Origin of the sequence: Streptococcus sp. 544 (assembly GCF_013277385.1) — a bacterium.
Taxonomy (GTDB): Bacteria; Bacillota; Bacilli; order Lactobacillales; family Streptococcaceae; genus Streptococcus; species Streptococcus mitis_BA.
In genome coordinates this window covers 66,879-90,235 of the sequence record NZ_VMMU01000002.1, presented here as the reverse complement: position 1 = coordinate 90,235, position 23,357 = coordinate 66,879, and the positions used below count along the sequence as shown (strand labels likewise).

Annotated in this window: 23 protein-coding genes and 1 other annotated feature; all 23 genes read right to left on the bottom strand. The window is 40.9% G+C overall.

The genetic code is table 11. The features are described from left to right. Positions 1–62: 62 nt before the first annotated feature. The 23 genes from rplL to aroC all read right to left on the bottom strand — a co-directional run bounded on the left by rplL (position 63) and on the right by aroC (position 23,350). Entirely contained in the window at positions 63–431 is a 369-nt protein-coding gene (gene rplL / locus HT728_RS01445; RefSeq protein ID WP_001196965.1) for a 50S ribosomal protein L7/L12, read from the bottom strand. Between the two features lie 72 nt (positions 432–503). Then, on the bottom strand, positions 504–1,004 hold the full coding sequence (gene rplJ / locus HT728_RS01440) for a 50S ribosomal protein L10 (protein WP_001287278.1): 501 nt from the start codon (positions 1,002–1,004) through the stop codon (positions 504–506). A gap of 38 nt (positions 1,005–1,042) precedes the next feature. Continuing rightward, positions 1,043–1,178, bottom strand: a sequence feature (ribosomal protein L10 leader region). A 75-nt stretch (positions 1,179–1,253) separates the two neighbouring features. Next, the gene (locus HT728_RS01435) at positions 1,254–2,513 is read right to left on the bottom strand and encodes a TRZ/ATZ family protein (RefSeq protein WP_173233389.1); all 1,260 of its coding nucleotides are present in this window, start codon (positions 2,511–2,513) and stop codon (positions 1,254–1,256) included. 114 nt (positions 2,514–2,627) lie between these two features. After that, positions 2,628–4,376 (bottom strand): ABC transporter ATP-binding protein, encoded by a 1,749-nt coding sequence (locus tag HT728_RS01430; RefSeq protein WP_173233386.1) that lies wholly within the window; start codon positions 4,374–4,376, stop codon positions 2,628–2,630. A gap of 1 nt (position 4,377) precedes the next feature. After that, on the bottom strand, positions 4,378–6,102 hold the full coding sequence (locus tag HT728_RS01425) for an ABC transporter ATP-binding protein (RefSeq protein WP_173233384.1): 1,725 nt from the start codon (positions 6,100–6,102) through the stop codon (positions 4,378–4,380). A gap of 60 nt (positions 6,103–6,162) precedes the next feature. Beyond that, positions 6,163–7,101 (bottom strand): peptide-methionine (R)-S-oxide reductase MsrB, encoded by a 939-nt coding sequence (gene msrB / locus HT728_RS01420; protein WP_173233382.1) that lies wholly within the window; start codon positions 7,099–7,101, stop codon positions 6,163–6,165. Positions 7,102–7,314: 213 nt separating this feature from the next. Next, complete coding sequence (gene thrB / locus HT728_RS01415; RefSeq protein WP_173233380.1) at positions 7,315–8,184, bottom strand: homoserine kinase; 870 nt, start codon at positions 8,182–8,184, stop codon at positions 7,315–7,317. Between the two features lies 1 nt (position 8,185). After that, positions 8,186–9,472 carry a homoserine dehydrogenase gene (locus HT728_RS01410; protein WP_112444064.1) on the bottom strand — a complete coding sequence of 429 codons (1,287 nt, stop codon included), beginning with the start codon at positions 9,470–9,472 and terminating at the stop codon, positions 8,186–8,188. Positions 9,473–9,622: 150 nt separating this feature from the next. Continuing rightward, positions 9,623–10,360 carry an adaptor protein MecA gene (gene mecA / locus HT728_RS01405; protein ID WP_173233377.1) on the bottom strand — a complete coding sequence of 246 codons (738 nt, stop codon included), beginning with the start codon at positions 10,358–10,360 and terminating at the stop codon, positions 9,623–9,625. Positions 10,361–10,559: 199 nt separating this feature from the next. Beyond that, positions 10,560–11,594, bottom strand: coding sequence for a prephenate dehydratase (locus HT728_RS01400; RefSeq protein WP_173233375.1), 1,035 nt, complete (start codon positions 11,592–11,594; stop codon positions 10,560–10,562). After that, positions 11,587–13,056 (bottom strand): O-antigen polysaccharide polymerase Wzy family protein, encoded by a 1,470-nt coding sequence (locus HT728_RS01395; RefSeq protein ID WP_173214126.1) that lies wholly within the window; start codon positions 13,054–13,056, stop codon positions 11,587–11,589. The genes HT728_RS01400 and HT728_RS01395 overlap by 8 nt, the downstream gene beginning before the upstream one ends. 15 nt (positions 13,057–13,071) lie before the next feature. Next, positions 13,072–14,058, bottom strand: a complete 987-nt coding sequence (locus HT728_RS01390) for a glycosyltransferase family 2 protein (protein WP_164226464.1) — start codon at positions 14,056–14,058, stop codon at positions 13,072–13,074. Between the two features lies 1 nt (position 14,059). Continuing rightward, complete coding sequence (locus HT728_RS01385) at positions 14,060–15,163, bottom strand: glycosyltransferase (protein WP_173214124.1); 1,104 nt, start codon at positions 15,161–15,163, stop codon at positions 14,060–14,062. Beyond that, positions 15,153–15,998, bottom strand: coding sequence for a phosphorylcholine transferase LicD (locus HT728_RS01380; RefSeq protein WP_173233373.1), 846 nt, complete (start codon positions 15,996–15,998; stop codon positions 15,153–15,155). Before HT728_RS01380 ends, HT728_RS01385 begins: the two co-directional genes overlap by 11 nt. Before the next feature lie 128 nt (positions 15,999–16,126). Next, on the bottom strand, positions 16,127–17,401 hold the full coding sequence (gene psr / locus HT728_RS01375) for a polyisoprenyl-teichoic acid--peptidoglycan teichoic acid transferase Psr (RefSeq protein ID WP_164226467.1): 1,275 nt from the start codon (positions 17,399–17,401) through the stop codon (positions 16,127–16,129). Continuing rightward, complete coding sequence (pheA, locus tag HT728_RS01370) at positions 17,398–18,246, bottom strand: prephenate dehydratase (RefSeq protein ID WP_173214122.1); 849 nt, start codon at positions 18,244–18,246, stop codon at positions 17,398–17,400. Before pheA ends, psr begins: the two co-directional genes overlap by 4 nt. Next, on the bottom strand, positions 18,243–18,719 hold the full coding sequence (locus HT728_RS01365) for a shikimate kinase (protein WP_173214120.1): 477 nt from the start codon (positions 18,717–18,719) through the stop codon (positions 18,243–18,245). The genes pheA and HT728_RS01365 overlap by 4 nt, the downstream gene beginning before the upstream one ends. Beyond that, entirely contained in the window at positions 18,712–19,995 is a 1,284-nt protein-coding gene (gene aroA, locus HT728_RS01360) for a 3-phosphoshikimate 1-carboxyvinyltransferase (protein ID WP_173214118.1), read from the bottom strand. The genes HT728_RS01365 and aroA overlap by 8 nt, the downstream gene beginning before the upstream one ends. Before the next feature lie 91 nt (positions 19,996–20,086). Further along, complete coding sequence (locus HT728_RS01355) at positions 20,087–20,425, bottom strand: YlbF/YmcA family competence regulator (protein ID WP_000065980.1); 339 nt, start codon at positions 20,423–20,425, stop codon at positions 20,087–20,089. A 53-nt stretch (positions 20,426–20,478) separates the two neighbouring features. After that, positions 20,479–20,766 (bottom strand): hypothetical protein, encoded by a 288-nt coding sequence (locus HT728_RS01350; protein WP_173214116.1) that lies wholly within the window; start codon positions 20,764–20,766, stop codon positions 20,479–20,481. Between the two features lie 144 nt (positions 20,767–20,910). Then, positions 20,911–21,060 carry a hypothetical protein gene (locus HT728_RS01345; protein ID WP_173214114.1) on the bottom strand — a complete coding sequence of 50 codons (150 nt, stop codon included), beginning with the start codon at positions 21,058–21,060 and terminating at the stop codon, positions 20,911–20,913. A 10-nt stretch (positions 21,061–21,070) separates the two neighbouring features. Next, positions 21,071–22,174, bottom strand: a complete 1,104-nt coding sequence (locus tag HT728_RS01340) for a prephenate dehydrogenase (protein ID WP_112444086.1) — start codon at positions 22,172–22,174, stop codon at positions 21,071–21,073. A 9-nt stretch (positions 22,175–22,183) separates the two neighbouring features. After that, on the bottom strand, positions 22,184–23,350 hold the full coding sequence (gene aroC / locus HT728_RS01335; protein ID WP_173233371.1) for a chorismate synthase: 1,167 nt from the start codon (positions 23,348–23,350) through the stop codon (positions 22,184–22,186). Between the last annotated feature and the right edge of the window lie 7 nt (positions 23,351–23,357).

Sequence of the window (23,357 nt, the reverse complement as noted above, 5' to 3'; positions counted from 1 at the left end):
AAACCGCTACTCCCAAGAATAGCGGTTTAATCATGTTTTAAGCTACTAATGTAGTCACTCTATTATTTAAGAGTAACTGAAGCTCCAGCTTCTTCCAATTTAGCTTTGATTTCTTCAGCTTCTGCAGTTGCAACGCCTTCTTTAACAAGTGCTGGTGCACCGTCAACAAGTTCCTTAGCTTCTTTAAGACCAAGACCTGTGATTTCACGTACAACTTTGATAACGCCAACTTTTTTGTCGCCTGCAGATGTCAATTCAACGTCGAATGAATCTTTAGCAGCACCAGCGTCAGCAGCACCAGCTGCAGCAACAGCTACAGGAGCAGCTGCAGTTACACCAAATTCTTCTTCGATAGCTTTTACAAGGTCGTTCAATTCAAGGATTGAAGCTTCTTTAATTTCAGCAATAATGTTTTCAATGTTCAATGCCATTGTTATTTCCTCCAAATATGTTTTAAATTTATAATAGATTTTCGTAGCTAGGCTACGCTGCGTAGCTTAAGATTAAGCTGCGTCTTCTTTGCTTTCTGCAACCGCTTTGACTGCAAGAGCAACGTTGCGCACTGGCGCTTGAAGTACAGAAAGGAGCATAGAAAGAAGTCCTTCGCGGTTTGGAAGAGTTGCAAGAGCAAGAATCTCTTCTTTAGATGCGACAGCGCCTTCGATTGCACCACCTTTGATTTCAAGTGCTTCAGCGTTTTTAGAAAAGTCGTTCAAGATTTTCGCTGGTGCGATAACATCTTCGTTAGAAAATGCTACTGCAGATGGTCCAACAAATACTGATGCAAGATCTTCAAGACCAGCTTTTTCAGCTGCACGACGCAAGATTGAGTTTTTAATAACTTTATACTCAACTTCGCTTCCACGAAGCTCACGACGAAGAACTGTATCTTGCTCAACTGTCAAACCACGAGCGTCAACAACGACGATAGATGCAGCAGCTTTCATTTTTTCAGCTACTACGTCAACTAGTTCCGCTTTTTTAGCAATAATTGCTTCACTCATTAGTGTGTTCACCTCCGTAATTATTTTGCTTGGGGAATTTTTCCAAAAGAAAAACGCGCCCAAACCTAGACACGAAAGTACAATACGCTTCTTTTTACATGATACGTTTTGTCCTCGGTAGGATACTTATGAGTCGAGCTCCCCTACTGTCTTAGGCAGTTTTTTCAAACCGTATATAAGTATAACATAGTCAAAAAAAGAATGCAAGATTTTTGCAAACTTTTTTTAAAATTTTTCGTGATTTTTATTCTAAAGTTCTACTGTCAGGACTTGACCTTGTTTAACGACCTGTTCTCCAGCAATATAGACATCATCAACATCACTGGATTTGACAGCATAAACTAGATGGGACAGCATATTTTCTTGAGGTTGGAGATGGATTTTCCCTTGTGGTTTAATAACGAGAAAATCTGCTTGCTTGCCGACTTCTAGACTTCCTATCTGATTTTCCATCCCTAGAACCTTAGCCCCTTCAATTGTCAGTGCCTTGAGGGCTGTTTCGATTGGAAACTGGCTGGCATCTCCGCTCTTCATTTTCTGTAGTAGTGCGGCTGTCCGTCCTTCCTCAAACATATCAAGATTGTTGTTGGAAGCAACTGAATCTGTCGCAATTCCTACTGCCACTCCTGCTTTTTGCAGTTGGATGATGGGAGCAATCCCTGATGCCAGTTTGAGATTACTGATAGGATTGTGGGCGATAGATACTTGAGACATTGCCAAACGTTCAATTTCTTTCTCGTTTAATTCGACCCCATGAGCAAAGACAGACGGATGATCTAAGTAACCCAGTTCTTCTAGAAATGCGAGGGGGCGTTTGCCGTATCGTTTCAGGAGAATGCCTGACTCCTCCTTGGTCTCCGCAACATGGATATGGATGGGGATACCCAACTCTTTTGCCATTTCCAAGCTCGCTTCCAGCAAGTCTCTACTACAGCTGTAAGGAGAATGTGGGGCCACCATAACTTTGAAATTTGGATTTTCATATCCTAAGATTTCCTCTATGATAGATCGTGTTCTGCTTATGGTCTCAACAGTTGTTTCACCCTCTAAAGAAAAGAGGGTCGGTGAGAAATAAGAACGCATCTTGGAATCTTTCACTGCCTGATAAATCCGCTCAATATCCACACCATTGGGATTATACATATCATTAAAGGTTGTTATACCTGACTGGAGCATCTCTGTCAGAGCTTCTTTGACCGCCTTGGTAGTCATGTTGGGAGTAAACTCAGCTTCTGCTGGCCAGATATAGTCATTGAGCCATTCATGGAGATTGCTATCATCTCGAATCCCTCTCAAGCCTGTCATAGCAGAATGGGTGTGGCAATTGACTAATCCAGGCATGATCCAGGCTCCCTGATAGTCTATAATCTGCTCAGCTTGATTTAAAATCTCTTGCTTCTCTTGACCGACATAGACGATTTGAGAATCCTTAACGGCTAAGATTCCATCTAGATAGACATGGAAATCTTGATCACAAGTCACGATATTTACATGCTGAAAGACTTTCATTCTAGGCTCCTTTTCTAAAAAACAATTTACAGTGAATAATTTTTCTAGCTATTGTAACAAAAAAGTCACCCGAAGGCAACTTTTTTCGTCCATAAGATTTCAAAGTAGAAAGGATTATTCAGAGCTAAAAGCTGCAGCTTGCTGCATTTGGTAATACTTGCCCTTCTTAGCCATGAGTTCTTGATGGTTGCCATACTCAACAATATCACCATCCACCAAGACAAGAATCAAATCAGCATCCTGAATGGTTGACAAGCGGTGGGCGATGATAAAGCTTGTTCGCCCCTTCATGAGTTTGGCAAAGGCATCCTGAACCAGTACTTCTGTCCGTGTATCAATGGAAGAGGTTGCCTCGTCTAAGATAAGAATCTTTGGAATAGCTAGAAAGACTCGGGCTATGGTCAAGAGCTGAGCCTGACCGACAGAAAGAGATTCTCCCGCATTTTCCAACTTGGTATCATAACCTTGAGGTAACTGTTGGATGAAAAAGTCTGCATTGGCTGCTTTGGCAGCAGCAACCACTTGCTCCCGACTAGCATCAGGAGTGCCAAAGGCAATATTGTCATGAATGGTCCCTTGCTTGAGCCAGGTTTCTTGGAGCACCATGCCAAACTGTTGTCTCAATGATGCCCGGGTATAGTCGTAAATGGAACGACCATCTAACAATATATCTCCTGAGTTAATGGAATAAAAACGCATAAGGAGATTAATAAGAGTTGATTTTCCAGCACCTGTCGGACCAACGATGGCTACCTTGCTACCAGCTGGGATATCAATAGATAAATCCTTAATCAAAATCTTTTCAGGATGGTAGCCAAAAGAGACATGTTTAAAGGAAATAGCTCCCTTAACTTGGTTACTAGTCAAGACTTCCTTGCCACTTTCAGCCACCTCAGGACTCCCTAAGACAGCATAAACACGCTCTGCGCAAGCGAGAGCACTTTGCAGCTCAGCTAGCACTGAAGAAATATCGTTAAAGGGCTTGGTGTACTGTTGAACATAGTTCAAAAAAGTCACTAAACGGCCGATGGTCAAGGTAGAGCCTATCATGATACGATAAGCTCCCACTCCAGCTAGAAGGGCATAAATAAGCGCATTGACAAAGCGAGTCGAAGGATTGACCGTTGAAGAATAAAAGATAGCTGACTGCGAATAAGCTGCATAGTTGTCATTAGCCTCACGCAGTCTTTGGATAAACTCTTCTTGAGCATTGAAGGACTGGATAATAGTCTGCTGGCTAAGAGATTCTTCAATCAACTGAGTCTGAATCCCCCTTGTCTCTGTTTGCTTTTGGAAGAGATGATAGGATCTCTTGGCAATAAAGCGTGAAATCACCATGGACAGTGGCGTCAACAGCAAAACTAAGAGGGTCATGAGGAGGTGAATTTGGAGCATGGCTAGAATACTAACCAAAATCATCAAAACACCAATGAAAAATTGGTTAAAAATCATGGTCAAACCAGCTGCCAACTGTTCGATGTCCGTGGTTACACGACTGACCATCTCTCCACTGCCTTGCCGATCCACGAAAGCAATCGGTAACCGATGGAGCTTATAGATGATTCGCTCTCGCAAGTCTCTGGTATAAGAGAAAATTAGGCGATTATAGAGGAGAGGATTGACCCACTGCACAAGGGTATTCCCAATCACCACCAAGACCATTTGGAGAAAAATCTGCCAAAAAACTGGTGAAGAACCAGCCACCAGGACTTGGTCGATGACCTGCCCGATTAAGATAGGTAGGTAAATTGATAAGGCAACCTGGACAATAGTTCCTAGAAAGGATAAGAAAAGGAGGAAGGGATGGCTTGCTAAATCTTTGGCCAAACGTGTGAGTGTTTGATTTGCAGTTTGTCGTCTCATGCTAGTCCTCCTTTCCATGTTGGGATTCATTGATTTCACGATAGACGTGACTGGATTTCATCAAGTCCTCGTGCTTACCGATAGCTAGTAACTCACCTTTTTCCAAGAGGAGAATCTGGTCAGCCATCTGGAGTGTCGAAGTTCGTTGAGAAACCAAGATTAAGCTCGTGTTGGGTAAGTTTTCTCGAATTGCTTTCAAAAGTTTGGACTCGGTGATGGTGTCGAGGGCCGAGGTCGCATCATCTAGGATAAGAAATGGAGCTTGGCGCAAAACTGCACGTGCGATAGACAGCCTTTGTTTTTGTCCACCTGAAAAATTTCTCCCTTCTGCCTCAACAGTGGCATCCAAGAGACCTTCCTTTTCACTGACAAAATCCTTAGCTTGCGCGATTTCCAAGGCTTGCCAGAGTTTTTGATCAGTCACTACTTGATTGAAACCCAAAGTCAAGTTGGAACGAATAGTTCCTTTAAAGAGTTCGACTTTTTGAGGCACATAGGAAATCCAAGACCGCCACTGCTCAAGATTACGAGGACTACGTCCATTTCGATAAAGGTCAATGCTTCCCTTGTCTACTAGATAAAGTCCAAGTAAGACTTGCACCAAGCTTGATTTACCAGAACCCGTCCCCCCAATGATACCAAGGATTTGCCCTTGCTTCATATCAAAAGAAATGTCTCTCAGAGAAGGCTGGGCCGCATCAGGATAGGTAAAGGTCAATTCTTGAACTTGTAAAACCTGCTCGCTGGTAGCTTGCTTTTGTTCTAACTCTGAATGGATATCCTCTGGAGATTCTGCAAAGACTTCCTCGATTCGCTTGGCTGAAATATAGGACTGGTTGAGAGAATTTATCAGCATGGCTAGCTTGACCAATTCCACCAAAATTTGCAAGAGATAATTGATAAGGGCAATGAGAGTACCTTGACTGAGCAAGCCTCCTTGAATCGAAATATAGCCTTGCCAGATAATAACGAGGAGAGTTCCATTGACAATCAGATAGGTCAGAGGTGTTAATAAACTAGACCAGAAACCTGTCTTTTCTTGTAATCTAGCGTAAACTTGGTTAAGGGTTTGAAAAATCTGTAACTCTCGTTTTTCTTGTCCAAAAGCACGAATAACCCGCATCCCTTGCAATTGCTGGCGCGTTTCCTGAACCAGTTGATCCGTTTTCTTTTTGAGAACACTGTAGAGAGGATTGACCAATCGAGATAATCCTACAATGACGATTGTCAAAATGGCAACCATGACTAAGAACCAGAAAGTCAGCTTAGCTGAGATTCGATAAGCCCTAAAAATGGCACCAAAAACGATAATGGGCGCTCGCAAAAAGAGGCGCAAGAATTGATTAATACCAGTCTGAATCTGATAGGTGTCCGAAGTCAAACGAGTCACCAAGCTTGAAGTTGTCAGACGGTCTCTGCTATCCTTGGGTAGGGAAAGAATATGACGATAGAGGTCGTTTGTCAATTCTTTGGCAAACCCAACCGCTGCCTTGGCTGAGTAAAACTGGGCTACCAAGGCCACTAAAACGCCAATCACTGCAAAGATAAGGAGCAGGCCAATTTGCATCCAAAGGTGCCCTTGATTTCTCTGAGGCAAGGATTGGTCAACAATCCCAGCAATCACCATGGGAACCAAGAGCTCAAACACAGCTTCTAACAGCTTGAATAAGGGAGCTAAAATCGATTCCTTGATATAGGGTTTGAAGTAAGATAATAGGTGTTTCATAAATCCCTTCTATTCTTATTCTGGAAATGAAGAAAGTGGGAAGCGCCCACCCTCTCTGTTTTATTTGTTTAAGTAAGGCAGTAGATAGCCATATCCTTCCTCTTCCATCTCATCCTTGGATACAAAACTCAAGGATGCCGAATTGATACAGTAACGAAGTCCACCTAACTCCCGAGGCCCATCTGTAAAAACATGACCCAAGTGAGCATTCCCCGACCGAGAACGAACCTCGATTCGCTCCATTCCATGGCTCATATCCTTGTAATAATGAATCAATTCCTTAGAAATCGGACGGCTAAAACTTGGCCAACCACAACCTGAGGCAAACTTATCCTTGGCAAAAAAGAGTGGCTCACCTGTCGTAATATCTACATAAATCCCTTCTTCAAAGGTTTGGTCATAGGCATTGGTAAATGGAGCCTCTGTAGCAGCTTCTTGGGTAACACGATAGGATTCTTCAGATAAACTGCCCTTTAACACCTCTTGACTAGGTTTTTCATAGTTAGAGGCATCAATCAATGGCTTATCAGCATCGGTCACATCGATATGACAGTAACCTGAAGGATTTTTCTTGAGATAGTCTTGGTGGTAATCTTCAGCCAGAATGTAGTGGCGTAGTTTCTCCACCTCTACTGCAATCTTTCGACCCAGCATGCGTTCCTGCTCCTGCACCACTGTGTAGATAGCTGGCAAATCTGCTTCATCCTGGTAATATATACCGGTCCGATACTGACGTCCACGGTCATTCCCTTGTTGATTGACTGATAATGGATCAATAACACGGAAATAATAAAGTAAAATCTCTCTGAGTGACACTGTCTTCTCATCATAAATCACTTGAACCGTTTCTGCATGGTCTGTTTCCTTGAGTAGCTGGTAATTTGTCGTTTCGACTTGTCCATTAGCGTAGCCAACACTGGTTGCTAGCACTCCAGAAATACGTGAAAAATACTCCTCTAAGCCCCAAAAACAACCGCCTGCTAGATAAATTTCTGCCATCTTTATTTCTCCTTTATCCAGTTTTTAACTAATACTCTTCGAAAATCTCTTCAAACCACGTCAGCTCACATCTGCAACCTCAAAGCAGTGCTTTGAGCAACCTGCAGCTAACTTCCTAGTTTGCTCTTTGATTTTCATTGAGTATAAACTTCTTTTCAAAAAAAGGATAGGAAGCCCTCTGGTCGAGAGTTTCCCCATCCTATCATCTATTCTTTATTTTGCTTCGACACGGACACCTTGGGTATCAACCTTCAAGTCATGCAGTTTTCCTTTGAAGGGTTGCTTTTCCAATTCTGCCTTAATCGCCGGCATCTTGTCATGAGAAGCCAAAACCATAACTGTCGGCCCAGCACCAGAGAGGTATGTTGCATAGGCACCATTTTCTTTGGCTACTTGCTTAATCGTCGCAAATTCTCTCACCAAGTCCTGACGATAGCGTTCGTGGAAGAGGTCGCCCTCGATTGCTTGCCCAGCTGTCACCATATCTCCTGCCAACAAGGCCGCAACCGCCACATTGGCGATAGAACTAGCTGCTACAGCTTCCTTGTAAGACAATTTCTTAGGCAAGACGCCACGGCTGTCGCGAGTGCGCAATTCATAGTTTGGAATATAGGCTAGAAAATTACACTCTGGGAAGTCTGCTACGATAGCAGAAACTTGTCCATCAACAGAGCTTGCAATAACGAGATTACCATAAATGGCTGGAGCCACATTATCTGGATGTCCCTCAATCTTGGTCGCTAACTGCAATTTTTCATGGTCTGTCAAGTTGAGCTTGCCCAGTTGGTTGGCCAGTTCAATCCCAGCAACAATAACAGAACTGGAAGAACCCAAACCACGCGCCAAGGGAACATCACTGGTCATTTTCAAGCGTCTTGGTTGCAAGTCTGGTACAATTTGCAAAGCAATTTTGAGCAAGAGATTACGCTCGTCATGAGGAATCCATTTGCCAATCTGGTGTTCAATCAGCCACTCATCTCGTTCTTCGCAGACCTCAATTTGAAGATACTTGGTTACAGCTACACCGACCGAGTCAAAACCCGGCCCGATATTGGCACTAGTTGCAGGTACAATAATCTTCATCTTATTCTCCTAGCACCTTGAAGCTATTCAAGAGGTCGAATTCTGAAACCTTCTTCAATTCAACTGAAACATTTTCAAGCTGGGCTTTATTAATCTTGTGTGTGATGATAACAACACGCGCCTTGTCACCATCTTTTCCATCTTGGAGAATTTGCTTGAAGGAAATATCTTGGGCATTAAAGATTTCAGCCAATTTCAAGACCTGACCTTTTGAGTCTGGAGCCAAGATTGAGAAGTAGTAATTAGCTTTGACATCTTCAGGATTTGCCAAGACCAAGTCACGGCTATATTCGTTGAAGTCTTTGCCAATGGTACCATCATTCAAACGACGAACGATACGGACAATATCTGCTACAACACTTGTTGCAGTTGGTTTTTGACCAGCACCTGGTCCGTAATACATAGACTCACCAATACCGATAGATTCTACAAAGACAGCGTTCATTACCCCATTCACACTGGCAAGTGGATGCGCTTTAGGTAGGAAGGTTGGAGTCACTTCTGCAGCAATACCTGAAGGAGTTTCCTCGATAGAACCAACCAATTTCACTACATAGCCAAGGTCTTGGGCTACAGCCACATCTTCTGGTGTGATATTGCGGATTCCTTTGTGGGCTACATCGTCAAAGGCAACCTTCATACCAAAGGCAAATTGGCTCAAAATAACCATCTTGTAGGCTGCATCAATCCCATCTACATCATTTGTCGGATCGCTTTCTGCAAAACCAAGTCTTTGCGCTTCCGCAAGAGCATCATCATAAGACCAGCCTTCTTCCACCATCTTGGTCATCATGAAGTTGGAAGTTCCGTTGACTACTCCAAGCACACGCGTGATTTTATCAGAAGCCAAGGAATTTGCTAGAGTGCGAAGAATTGGAATCCCACCAGCTACTGCTGCTTCATAGTAAAGTGCTACATTATTCTCTTTAGCGATTTCTAACAATTCTGCACCATGGACAGCCAAAAGGTCCTTGTTAGCAGTAACAACGTGCTTTCCAGCTTCCAAGGCACGAGTGATAAAGGTCTTAGCTGGTTCGATACGCCCCATCAATTCCACTACAATCGTAATGTCTTGGTCTGACAAAATGTCATCCACATTGGTTACAAAATTAAAATCATTCTCTGCTGCAAGCAAGCGATTCTTTTCATCTTCATCCTTGACCAACACCTTAGCAACTTCAATCTCTGAATGTGCTGATTGATTGATTTTTTCTCCATTTTCCTTTAGGAGGAAAGGCACACCACTTGCAACGGTACCAAATCCTAGTAAAGCAATTTTAACTGTCATGTTTGTCTCCTCGAAATTTTCTGATATAGCCATTATAACAGAATTTTGTGAAAATTCCTATTATAGTAAATCACTATTTCAGTATAAAAAGAAAAAACGAATCAGACGATTCGCTCTTCTCGAAATCTAGAAATAGCTTTCCAGAAATGATTATCCAATCTTTTGCAGATTAAGTACTGCATCGTGATTCATCAAGACTTGACCATACTCTTGCAAGACCGAGCGACTGATGTCACTATCGTCCGCAAACTCACGCATACGAGCCAACAGCCAAGCTGGATATGGACTTGGATGATTTTCAATATCCACTAAAATAGTCAAATAATAGCGCTCATTCATCTTGTAGAGTTCAGAAGTTTCCATCTCAAAAGTCACTGTCTTGGCAAAAGCCACCAACTCAGCTAATTTTTCAAAAGAAAGGATGTAATAGATGTAAGGCACTTTCTTACTTTCAACTTCTTGTTCAGCCTGTTCCTGCTCTTCTTCCTTGGCTTCAACTTGCTCTAGAGATTGAATCGCTTCGATATCATCTTTAGTCTTTTCTGCGATGCTTTTTTCCAAGGTTTTGATAAATTCATCTGGAGACATTTGAGCCAATTCTTCCATATCTGGTAAATCCGATAAGTCTTCAAAATCTAGATTTTGGTCAATCTTTGATTTGGTTACAAAGACATCTACCTTATCAGGTTTTGGAGTCACACGGAAGCTCAACATGCCTGTATCCAGAAAGCTATCAGGCATCTCTAACTCATCCAAGATAGCATAAAAGAACTCTTCTGTTTTTTCTTGAGGAACAAGAAAGTCAGCAATCTCCATTCCACGATCCATCAAATCCTCTAAAGACATCGTGATTTTCAAAGTTGTATCACTAATTTGTTTCATTTTCATTGCTAGTAACCTCATACTTTCAGTTCTATCTATTATACTAGATTTTTACGATTTTATCAAAAGAAGGCTCCTCTATACGGATAGATTTTCCCTAGGGTATTTCTATAGGAGACTCCAAAAGAAAATTTCTGCAGACAGATAGAAAAAGCCTTCAAAATCGGCTCTTAGCCGACTTTGAAGACCTTATACATCAGAATACTTATAATTTAAAGGTTGCTACACCGAGGATAGAACGATTTAAGTTTCTGAGAATTTGAAGACTTTGCTCAAATTTCTTATAACGAGTCACTCCGTACTCTTCAACAAGAAGGACTGTATCTCTTTCTAAAAGCGATGGCACATCTTGTAAATCGACAAAATGCATTCCTTTTAAAGACTCTTGATTTTGTTTCAATTTATCTAGGATAGCTTTGTTTGAGCTAACGATAGTCAATTCCTGTCCAGCATTTTTGTATGACAAAACATCTGCTAGGTTAGCAATTGTTGTAATCTCTGTTACAAAATCAATTTGATATTGAGAAAAATCACCTGCTCTATTGATTGTTGGGTTAAAGAGATAAACCAATACATTTCCCATCACAACCAAAATCACACAGACTACTCCAATAACAGCTAAACGGAGAATCAGATTTTTCACATTTAATCCAAGCGCTGTCTCACCATTTGCATTCAATTCTTTAGAGTTGATGGTTTCCAATTTTTCAATTTTTACATTTGCAAAAGTGTGTTTAAATTTCTCAATCAATCCATCAATTTTTCGCTCCAACAAGTCATTAGTATCTTTACTTGGTGTCAAAATTTTCACACCAACCCCTGCATCGTCAATCATATAGTAGACAGTCAGTTTTTTCCACCAATAATCATTCGTAGAATTTTTCAAGGTTGTTTCTGTCGTATCTAATTCACTGGCAATTTTTTTCAACTCACTGGGCTCTACATCATTGAAAAGATAAGCTCCATTCAAATTACCATCAATCAATTTCCCATAAAAATCACTATAACCACCAATTTGATGATTCAAAATCGTTTTAGCTGAATCTTCTGGAGGAGTGATTTTATAGCTAAGATAAGTTGAATAACTTGTTGTGTCTTTGACAGTGTTTTTATTCCTAACTGCTTTAATTGTAAATGGTACAGCAATGAGAGCAAATAAAGCGATAAGAGCTAAAATATTTGCTTTTCGTTTTTTGTAAAGATTTGCAAATAAATCAGCTACTGAATAATGTTCAAACATGATTTTTTTCTCCTTTGTTTAGTAGATACTGGTTTTCTTTTGTAAGCATTTTTGCTACAAATATAATCACAAGAACAATTCCCCAGAATTGCATTGTAAATAGATTGAAGAAACTTTCTGAAAAGCTACTTCTTGGCATAAAGAATAGATTATTCAAGATGAGTAGGGACAAAGCAAATAGGATTGTTCTTGAACGATAGGCTACTTGCAGCATGGCTATGAATAGCATACCGAGCAAGAGACTAAGTAGAAAGACTCCTATCATACCATAGTCGGTATACAACTCCATAATATAGCTACTTCCGATACCATGTCCTTTTAAATATTCCTTGTTCAAAACAAGATAGGACAAATTGTGGGCATAACTATTACTATCAATAGCTAGCTCCACACTATTGGTTGTATGTTCAAAGGCTTTTCCTCCGAAAATGGCCCCCAAACTTCCCCTTGCAAAATAATCAAGGACAGGACCAAAAGTAAAATTACGGAAATCTCTGTAAGGTAGGCTACTGTTAAATAGAAAACCTCGAGCCAGAACTCCAAAACTAGTCCCTTGTTTATAGATAAAGTCAAGCAGGATATCCCAGAAACCTGTATGGGAAACTTGAACATTATCCCGTACATAATTGAGCACTCCCATCGCTAACATGAGAATAGGAGAACCTACAAAAATCGCTAACTTTTCTTTAAACCCAATCCATTTTCCCTTTTCTGTTTGCTCCCGCATAAAGTAATAAACAAAAGCAAATAGAATACTTAAAATAAAGGGATTTCGTGTCCCGATTGCCAAATGAATGATATTAGCTGCAATAAAGGAGACAAGCACTGCTGTTGCCTGCAATTTCTTTGGCTTGGTTGCCAGATACATACACATTGCATAGACTGTAAAGGTAGACAAAATGTAGGTAAAATAAGGCAGTTTACTTTCAAAATTTGCATAGTAGGCATAGTAGGAAGTCTGCAAGCGATACAGGAGTCGTTCAAATAACCGAATGAAATAGAAAGGATAGGTTAGAAGAAAAACTCCTAGCGATACAAAGCGCAACCGCTTGATATAGACCTCTTTTAGAGAATTTCCTATCTTGGGTACTTTTATTTTCTTCCTAGCTATAAAATAACGAGCCAGGACGCCTCCTGTTGTCAAGCCCAGAATCGAAACCATGACGACTATAAAGGCAAAACGATAGGCTATTGGATGATAGGTATCTAAAGCACCATCCCTAAAATAATCAATGGTCGGTCTTGATACTAGAAAGATAAAAATAGTTAAAAAGAAAATAAAATGGATTAAGTAATACTTGATATCATTCCAACAAGCAATTAAGCTACTAACCAGTAAGAACAATAAAGTAGAAAGCAAGCTAACATTGTTATTATTAAACAGATACACAATTCCACTTACTAGCGTCAAGGCATAGCTGACTATGGTCAAACTAAATAATAATCGTTTTCCATCAATCACTTGTTCACCCCCGTTCTAATGTAATTTTTTAGATTTTTCAATATTTTTCAGTAATAAGAATCGGTATAAGGAAATATTTATGAATAGGGCTAAAGCACTAATTCTTCTCCCCTTACGGAAAATTGAATTCCTAGAAATATCAAAGGCACTGCCTTTTAAAAAACGATGAATCTGGGAATAGGCTTCAAACTGTTTATACTGATCATCTAGCAACATCTTATCCAGAATAAAGAAGTGGGCATAGGCCAATCTGAAAAAAGCGACCTCTTTCAAGTCAGGATAGTTTTTCACAACTTCATTATAAAACTTTTGGTAGATATCAATATAGGCTAAATCCTTCTCTGCATAGGGTTTGGTTGTAATACTATCCCCTCTATGGAAATAGTAATAATAGGGTTTAGTATTAACCACATACTTCTTGGCCAACTTGATTAAATCAAAATGGTAATAGGCATCTTCGTAAATCAATCCCTTTGGAAAGGATAGGGCAGTTGCAATCTGTCTCTTGATTAGCTTATTGCAAATAGTCCCAGGTATTTTTTCACCTATGAGGTATTCCCTCAGAAATGTTTGGGAATCACAGACAAAATAGTCATCCTGATTGGCTGACTGTGGGCTTTCATCATTAGCATAGACATTCATGACACCACAGCTCGAAACATCGGCATCTTCTTGCATTATTTGCTCATATAAGCTCTGAATCATTTCTGGATGGATATAATCATCTGAATCAATAAAAATCAGATAATCCCCATGAGCCTGCTTCATTCCATCATTTCGTGCTTGTGACAATCCTTCATTCTTTTTATGAAGCACTGACACCCTATCATCTTGTTCAGCGATTGAATCACACAAGCGACCACTTTCATCTGTTGCACCATCATCAACAAGAATGATTTCCAGATTTTGATAGGTCTGCTTCTGAATGGAAGCTATCGATTTTTCTAGGTACTGCGCCACATTATAGACTGGCACAATGACACTAATTAATGCAGTTTCCATGCTACTCCTCTAATAGTTTTTCTACTTGTTCGATTTGTTTGGCAATTGTAAATTGTTGAATGAATTGACTAGCCTCATCGACATCAAAGTTTGAGGCAGAAGTCATATAGTTCGTAATTGCCTGAGCTGCCTCTTGATTGCTCTCAATGATTTGTCCAAATCTTCCTTCTTGGGATAGTTCCTCAGCACCTCCAACATCCGTAGAGACAAAAGGGATTCCAAGGCTCAAGGCCTCCACATACACCCCAGGAAAACCTTCTTGTTTAGACATAGACAAGAGGATCTTCATCTGAGACAAATACTGGTATGGATTTTTTTGATAACCAAGGAAATGCACATAGTCTTCAAGCTCATACTCTTTAACTCGTTTTTTCAGTTCCTCTTCCATATCACCAGCCCCGATAAAATAGAGATGATAGTTTTTCCCCTCTTGGTGCAATAACCGTATCACTTCCACCACACGGTCAGAACCCTTATTTTCCTCAATCCGTCCGATGGTACAGATACTTTGAGGAGCAATCTCGATATCGATCTTCTCTTGAGATTTTTCTAAAATAGTCTTAAAATCATATCCATTGTAGACTGTCTGTAATTTAGAAGCATAATCTGGATAGACTTCCTTGATAGAATTGCTGGTCTTTTTTGAAATTCCTACAATGGTATTCGCAGCATCCAACTGGCGTCTATGTGATTCTCTTTTGGAGCTATCCTTAAGAAATTCTTCGATACTTCCATGAATCCAAGAGATTTTCTTGACTTCTTTTCTTTTAGAGAACAACAGTGGTGGATTCATAATGGTAAAGGAAACTTCAACATCATAATCATCTTCTACAAGCAAACGACGAGTCAGTCTTGGAAAATAAATTCTCATTCTCCACAAAAAAGCTCGTAACCATCTAGCTTGGCGATAATCTTGAAGAGATTTTAAAATGCCTACATGCTTGGGAACAGATTCGTATCCCTTGTCAAAGTGCTCCATTTCAAGAATATCAATATCATACTTTTCTGGATCCAGATTTGAAACAATGGTAGACAGAATCTTTTCTGCACCGCCTCCGAGAGAAAAAGACCACATAAAAAATAAGATTTTTTTCTTAGCCACCATATTCTCCCTTGTATTCTGTATAAGACTTATCCATATCAGCGATGACAGCATCATGATGCGGCATCTGCTTGTCTGCTGGCGGAGGCGTCATATAATCCCCAAAAGCAGTGCTGAGATAGGCATCATAGCCGATTGGAATAGGCATCTCTGTTCCTCCAAATGGCAAGAAAAGATTGTCTTCAAAAGATGCGATTGGGTACTTGTTTCTCATATAGCCAGGACCTGAGCATAATTCTGTAACGCCATCACTCTCAGACAAATCATACTTGGTCATTTCTTTCTCAGCTTTTTTCCAAATGCGATAACGGAGAGATTTTGGAGTCACACCCAGTAAAATACGGCTTCCCCATTTTATAAGTGTACCATGCTTTTCTGGGACAGTTTGCGCACAAAAAAGAGAATAAATCAAGGCCCAGCGAACCTGTTTCTTCCGCTCAGCTGGATTTTTCGGATAATAATCCAAAGGCAAAACGTCCAAGGCCAAACCATGTGGCAATTCTAAATCCTGCTGATAAGGCTTGATACAGGTGGTTTCCTTGTCACGAATGGTAATAAAAAGATTGCGGTCAACAAAATCCTTGTGACTCTTTGACAAGAAATAACGTTCATCTGCATAACGAGGCCATAATTCTGCTAATTTCTCATAATCTTTACGAGGCATAAAAAAGTCTAGGTCGTCATCCCAAGGAATGAAACCCTTGTTTCGAAGGGCACCAATAGCACCCCCTCCACAGAGATAACAAAGTAAATCATGCTCCTTGCAAAAGGCCACAAAGTATTCAGCCATCTCCAGACTACGAGCCTGAATTGCTTTTAAATCAGTCATATTATTCATTATTCTTTCTATCGTATCGTTTCATTATACCACAAATAGGGGGTGAAAATCTATTGCAGACTGTAAAAAATCAAAGCCTGATTGCTATCCAAATAGCTATCAAACTTTGATTTTCATTGAGTATTATCTTATCTCAAGCCCATCTGAGCTAATTTATTCTGATACTTGTTTTGATCGACCAGCAAGCCTAAGCCTCCATAAACATCGTAGGCATCTACCCAGTCACCCAGTTCTGGAATCGTCAATTTTTCAATACCATTTTTTGCTCCATCCAAAACAGATAAACCGTTTGTTAGGAGGAAAGTATAGGGTGCATTGGTTGAGGTCATAGCAAAAACCTTTCCAAGAGCTTCAGAACCAGTGAAAAGTTTAGTAGGATCTTTAATTTGCTCTAAAATTGCTGTTAAAACTTGCTGCTGTCTTTTTGTACGGCCGTAATCCGCCTCATCATCATCACGAAAGCGTGCATAATTGAGCAGGGTCGAGCCGTTCATCTGCTGTTTTCCGACTTTGATGGTTTGGGTTGGAGACTCAGTCTCAGTAGCGTGTAAATCATCTCCGACTGTAGCTTCTGTTAGTGGACGCCCATTTAATGTTGAAAATTGGGCATCAATTGTCACCCCATCAGGGAAAAGGGTGTCAATCGCTGTGGCAAAGGCCTGAAAATCGACCAAGGCATAGTACTTAATGTCCAAGTCAAAATTATCTTTCAAGACTTGACGAACCATTTCTGCCCCTTTTTGTCCTTCTTGTTCCCCTAGTTCATAGGCTACGTTTAACTTGTTATCCGTCTGTTTTCTACCGTTAATGACTTGGCTGTAACCGTCTATATAAACCAAATTGTCACGCATGAAACTGACTAGCTTAATTTTCTTATCTGAACCTCCGACATTTAATACCATAATAGAATCAGTCCGCGTCTCAGCACTATTTTGGCCGATTCGACCATCCGTCCCCATAATCAAAATATTAACACCATCTCTGGTATCTTGACCATTAAAGACTTGAACCTGTGCTGCCTTGGCATCAGCAGTTTTCTTTGCACTAGCATCTTGGTAACCACGTAAAAACATGAATACCATGGCCAAAGCCACACAGACCAAAAGTGAAAAAATCACCATAAAAATGCGTTTAAGACGGAGCTTCCGTCTTTTCTTTTTGGGAGGAGCAGAGAGTGCTTGTGATTTGTATTGTGAGCGACTCCGGTTCGCATAGCTTGGTAAGTCAACCTGCTCTTCTCTTTCTTGTTCCAAGCTGGAACTACTATTTACCCTAGCAATAGTTAGCTTTTCTTGCAAATAGGCAAACTCATTTTTTTCTCTCTCATTGAGATAGTGAATATTTTTTAGCAAATAATCATAACGTAATTTTTCATGATGACTGAGAGGATTTTCTTTACTCATCTTCTCTCCTTTCCATGGTCTGATATTGGATAAATAGGATAGGCACCCAGAACTTTATACTGGATTCCGATGGCTTCTAGTTCTTTTTGGGCAAAGTGAACCAAGTCCTTATCAGTATAGTCCACATCGATAATGAAAAAGTATTCGCCTAGCGCTGTCTTGAGTGGACGACTTTCAATTTTTGTCAGGTCAATTCCTCGCCAAGCAAAGGTCGAAAGAGCCTTGTAGAGTGCACCTGGAAGGTTGTCAGGTAAGGTCAGGGCCAAACTCATTTTCTCAGTTTGTGCTTGCAAGGGAATACTAGGCTTTTCAGCTCCCAGAACCCAGAAGCGTGTGAAATTGGCTTCCATTTCCTGAATATCCTCGGCAATCAGTTCTAAGCCATATTCTTCAGCAGAACTTCTAGGTGCAATTGCTGCAAAGGGCTGATCTGGATGTTCGGAAATAAAGCGGGCCGCATAAGCTGTACTAGCAGTCACCTCTATTTGAGCCTCTGGATACTGTTCATCGATGAATTTCTTTCCTTGAGCCAAGGCCTGTGGATGTGAAAAAATCTTTTCAATCTTAGTATGGCCTGGAACCACCATCAACTGCTGATGAATAGGCTGAACGATTTCTGCAACTGCTTGAATGCGAGCCTGATGAAAAAGGTAGTCCAAGGTTTCATGAACACTACCCTCAATAGAATTTTCAACTGGCACCACAGAATAGTCCACTAATCCTTGCTCATAAGCCTTGATGACATCTGTAATATTGGCAAAGGCCTGCAATTCCTCATGAGGAAAAGCTGTCTGCACAACGTGGTGTGAAAATGATCCCTTGGGACCTAGATAAGCAATTTTCATCTCAGTTCCTCTATAATTTCCTCTGGGCTTAACTTGGTCACATCCAAAACCCGACTAGCCACTTCCTCATACCAAGCCTGTCTTTCTTGGAAAATTGTTGCTAGTTCTTCCTTACTATTATTTAGAAAAAGCGGGCGCTGATTGTCCTTATCAGCTGCGATACGATGGTAGAGGGTTTCAAAATCGGCTTTCAGGTAGATGTTATCTGTATTAGTCTTGAGTAAGTCACGATTTCGCTGAGAAATAACCACTCCCCCACCAGTTGACACAACTTGATCTGTTTGTAGTAACTCAGCTAGAACTTCTGATTCTATCCGACGAAAGGCTGATTCTCCCTTTTCAGCAAAAAAATTCGCAATGGACATACCTAGGCGCTTCTCAATCAGGGCATCCATATCAAGGTAATTAGGATCCAAGCCTCTTGCAATAGTCGATTTGCCAGCCCCCATAAATCCTAGTAATACCTTAGCCATGAATCAAGCTCTCCAAATCATCAAAGAAGCTAGGATAACTGGTATTGATGGCTTCTGCACGGTCAAGCTCCACCTCTCCATCTGCAACCAAAAGGGCTGCAATGGCTGTCATCATTCCGATACGATGGTCTCCAAACGTATTGACTCTAGCACCGTGAAGGGCTGATTTTCCTTTGATAATCATTCCATCTGCTGTAGGAGTAATATCTGCTCCCATGCTATTTAAGGCGTCTGCCACAACCTGAATGCGGTCTGTTTCCTTGACCTTGAGCTCCTCAGCATCCTTGATAACTGTAACACCTTGGGCTTGGGTCGCAAGTAGGGAAATAATAGGCAATTCATCAATCAAACGTGGAATCAAAGCGCCACCAATCTCTGTTCCTTTTAAATCAGAAGACTCAACAGTCAAAGTAGCAGATTTAGCGACTGGATTGATTTCAGTTATTTCCAATTTTCCACCCATGGCGCGAATGACATCAATAATACCGGTGCGCGTTTCGTTGATCCCCACATTCTGCAGCACTAGACGAGAGTTTGGAACAATCAAACCTGCGACCAACCAAAAGGCTGCACTGGAAATATCTCCTGGAACAACCACCTTTTGTCCTGTCAATTTTTGTGGCCCTTGGACTGTGATTTTCTTGCCGTCCACACTTAAATGACCACCAAATTGTTGCAACATATCTTCAGTATGATTACGGGTGCATTCTTTTTCGATAATAACTGACTCCCCCTTAGCTTGTAAAGCTGCAAACATCAAGGCTGACTTAACTTGGGCAGAGGCAATTGGCAACTCATACTGAATAGGTCTTAGGTTTTTCGTCCCTTTTAAGTGAAGGGGAGGCAGGTCTCGCTCAGCTTGCCCAGAAATGTTAACACCCATTTTTTTCAGTGGAATCGTCACACGGTCCATAGGACGTTTGGATAGACTGTCGTCTCCGAACATTTCTACTTCAAAGTCTGCACAAGCAAGAACACCTGAAATCAGACGAATCGAGGTTCCAGAATTTCCCATATCAAGAGCATTTTGCGGAGCTTTTAGGCCGTCCATACCGACACCTTGAATGGTAATAACCCCATCTTTATCCTCAATATCAACACCAAGGTCACGAAAAACCTGCACGGTCGAAAGAACGTCTTCACCTCGCAGAATATCATAAACCTTGGTCTCACCCTCAGCCAAACTTCCAAAGATAATGGAACGGTGGCTGATAGACTTATCACCTGGAACGCGGATACTGCCATGTAAGTGGCGAATGTTTGTTTTTAGTTTCATACTGGACCTCATACTTGCAATACTTTTACTTATTTTATCATAAAAAGTCAGAAATTCCTTAAAAATTCCTGACTTTATGATAGTTATTTTCTTATTTTAGCAATTCTGAAACTGGTTCAAAAACAATTTTTTCAATGTCAGAAAGGTAAATTGCCAATTGTTGTTGCTTAGTAAAGAATTCTGACAAGAGGCTATTTCCTTGAATCTGTTTACCAAAGCCTTCCATTTTCGCTTGGAAGGATGCATCTGGCATTTGACCTGTCTGCGCTAATCTTTGAATTTCCTCTTGGAAAGCAACATATTCTGTAAAGATTTTGCTTGCCTCAGCATCTGCTGAAATCGCATCTTTAGCCGCTTTGACAGCCTTGTATTCTGGTAATTCGCGTAGGCCGCGACTGAGTTCGTTTGCACTATCGTAAATATTTGACATGATGTTCTCCTTATTCATTTCTTTTAAAATTACTAGTCACTCTGTGGTCTTTATTATTGTGCAATCACTTTTATATGACCTCTTGAATGTCCATTCCTTAATTCCTTATCTGGTATATACTCGATCTTCAAAGTTCCTAAATTAGAACCTGTTTTTATTTCATTTGACATAAGATTATCAAAATAGTTCTCTATCTCATCATCAGATAAGGATGATTCAATCGATTTAACAATATCATGAAATACTTCTTTCATTCCTGCAACACCAGATTCACTATTTTCATTTGTCTGATTTATTGTTACGTTGATTTTAGCAGTATCATTTGCATGTAAAAGTTCCAAGTAGTATCCGTAGCTTGATGCGAAATATTTTATTTTTATATTTCCTTTTTTGATATTTTCCAATGGGCTATTAGAATTTTGATTATAGCTATTGATAAACTCATTAATAATTCTATCGTCTACATACTTTGAATTGGTTTTCTCTTAACTTATTTCCTTGTTGGATGGTTCATTTTTTGTCTCAACACTAGCTTCTGAAGTAGTTTTCACATCTTTTTTAACAGCGTAAGCTCTAAGTAAGATAAAAGAAATAAAGATAATACCAAATATGAATCTAGGCTCTATTTTAGGCATATTTTTCTCCTTATTTGACAACGACTGTGTAGTCGGTATTTTCTGTTATTAGATGCTCAGCTCTTTCCAAGTCTTGAGCATTTTTAAATGAAATTTGTAGAATCCCGTGAATATCCTCACGGTTTTCCTCGTTGATATGAATATTGACCAAGGAAGTTCCACGTAGTAGTTCCAAAATCCTCAAGATGACATCTTCTTCATCGGGAACGTCGACATAGAGGTCGTAAGAACTATCCACACCACCACGCTTATGAATTTCCATGGCCTGACGTTGCTCACGCGCTTGGTTGAAAAAGTTCCAGATTTGGTTTTCATCACCCTTACTGATAGCTTGTCCAATCTCGTCCAAACGCTCCTTGAAATCCCCAATTCTATCTAAAATTGTTTCACGATTGGACAAGAGAATGGAGGTCCACATACCTGGCTCGCTTTCCGCAATTCGGGTCATATCTCGAAAACCACCGGCAGCAAAACGCCTTGCCATCTCATGTTCTTGAGCATAGACCACGGTCTGTTCCATGAGACTAGAAGCCAGAATATGAGGAAAATGGCTAATCTGAGAAGTGACTCGATCGTGCTCCTTGGCATCAATCTCGATAAAACGAGCATGAAGACCTGAAAGTAAGTCCTTCATTTCCTCAAGTGTGTCAGGACTTGTCAGCCTCGAAGGTGTAAAGATATAATAGGCATTTTCAAAAAGATTGACATCCGCAGAAGCAGCCCCTGTCTTGTGACTACCAGCCATGGGATGGGCCCCGACAAAGCGAACAGGCTTACCAGCTAAATAGTTCTCCGCCGCATCTACAATGGCTGACTTGGTCGAACCAGCATCTGAGATAATCACGCCTTCTTTTAAGTCCAAGTTGGCCAACTCCTTAATGAAAGCAATGGTTTGCTTGATTGGCAAGCTGAGAATGATGATATCTGCCAAAGGAGCAAAACTAGCAAAATCATCCGTTGCACGGTCAATCATGCCTTCTTTCAAGGCAATATCTCTCGAAGCTTGACTGCGATTATAACCTAAAATTTCATAATCTGGATGATCGCGTTTGATACCAAGGGCCATCGAGGCACCAATCAATCCAAGGCCCGCGATATAGACTGTTTTTGCCATAGAAACTCCTTAATAGTTCTTTGTATAGTCTCGGTGCTTGACCACTGCTTCTTTTAATTCCTCTAGATTGTCTGATGAGAATTTTTCGAGGATTTCTTGTGCTAAAACCGTTGCCACAACAGCTTCCATAACTACACCTGCAGCTGGAAGAGCAGTCGGATCACTTCTCTCCACAGTTGCCTTGTAGGGTTCATGGGTTTCGATATCCACACTCATGAGTGGTTTGTAGAGAGTAGGAATGGGCTTCATGACGCCACGAACAACAATCGGTTGCCCATTAGTCATACCGCCTTCAAAGCCACCTAGATTGTTTGTACGGCGAGTATAGCCGTCTTCTTTAGACCAGAGAATTTCATCCATGACCTGGCTTCCTTTACAATAACCAGCCTCAAATCCAAGACCAAATTCTACCCCTTTAAAGGCATTTATAGAGACAACAGCTTGGGCTAATCGTGCATCCAATTTTCTGTCCCATTGGACATAGGAACCAAGACCAACTGGAACACCTCCAACGACTGTCTCCACAACCCCACCGATGGTATCACCGTCACGTTTGATTTGGTCAATATAATCCTTGATTTCCTGTTCTCTTTCTTGGTTGACAATAGAAACGTCAGACTGGGCAGCTCTTTCCTTAATCTCAGTGACTGTCAGATTTTCAGGTACATCGATTTCCTTGCCACCAAAGACTACGACATGGTTGGCAATCTCCATATCCAGCTCAGCCAAGAGGCGTTTAGCTACTGCTCCGACTGCCACTCGCATGGTGGTTTCACGAGCTGATGAACGCTCCAAGGAATTACGCAAATCATCAAAACGGTACTTGATGCCCCCAACCAAATCAGCATGACCTGGGCGAGGATGGGTGATTTTTCGTTTGCTTTTAAGACGGTCTTCAATGTCCTCCGCAGACATAATGTCCAGCCATTTTTGGTGGTCCTTATTGATGACATCCATGGTAATGGGAGCCCCTGTCGTCTTCCCATGACGAACGCCTGAAGTAAAGACAACTTGGTCGCTCTCAATCTTCATACGGCCACCACGACCGTAACCACCCTGACGGCGTTTAAGGTCCTCATTGATATCCTCTGCTGTCAAAGGTAGTCCAGCTGGAATTCCCTCAATAATAGCTGTCAGACGGGGACCGTGTGATTCTCCTGCAGTTAAATATCTCATACACTCT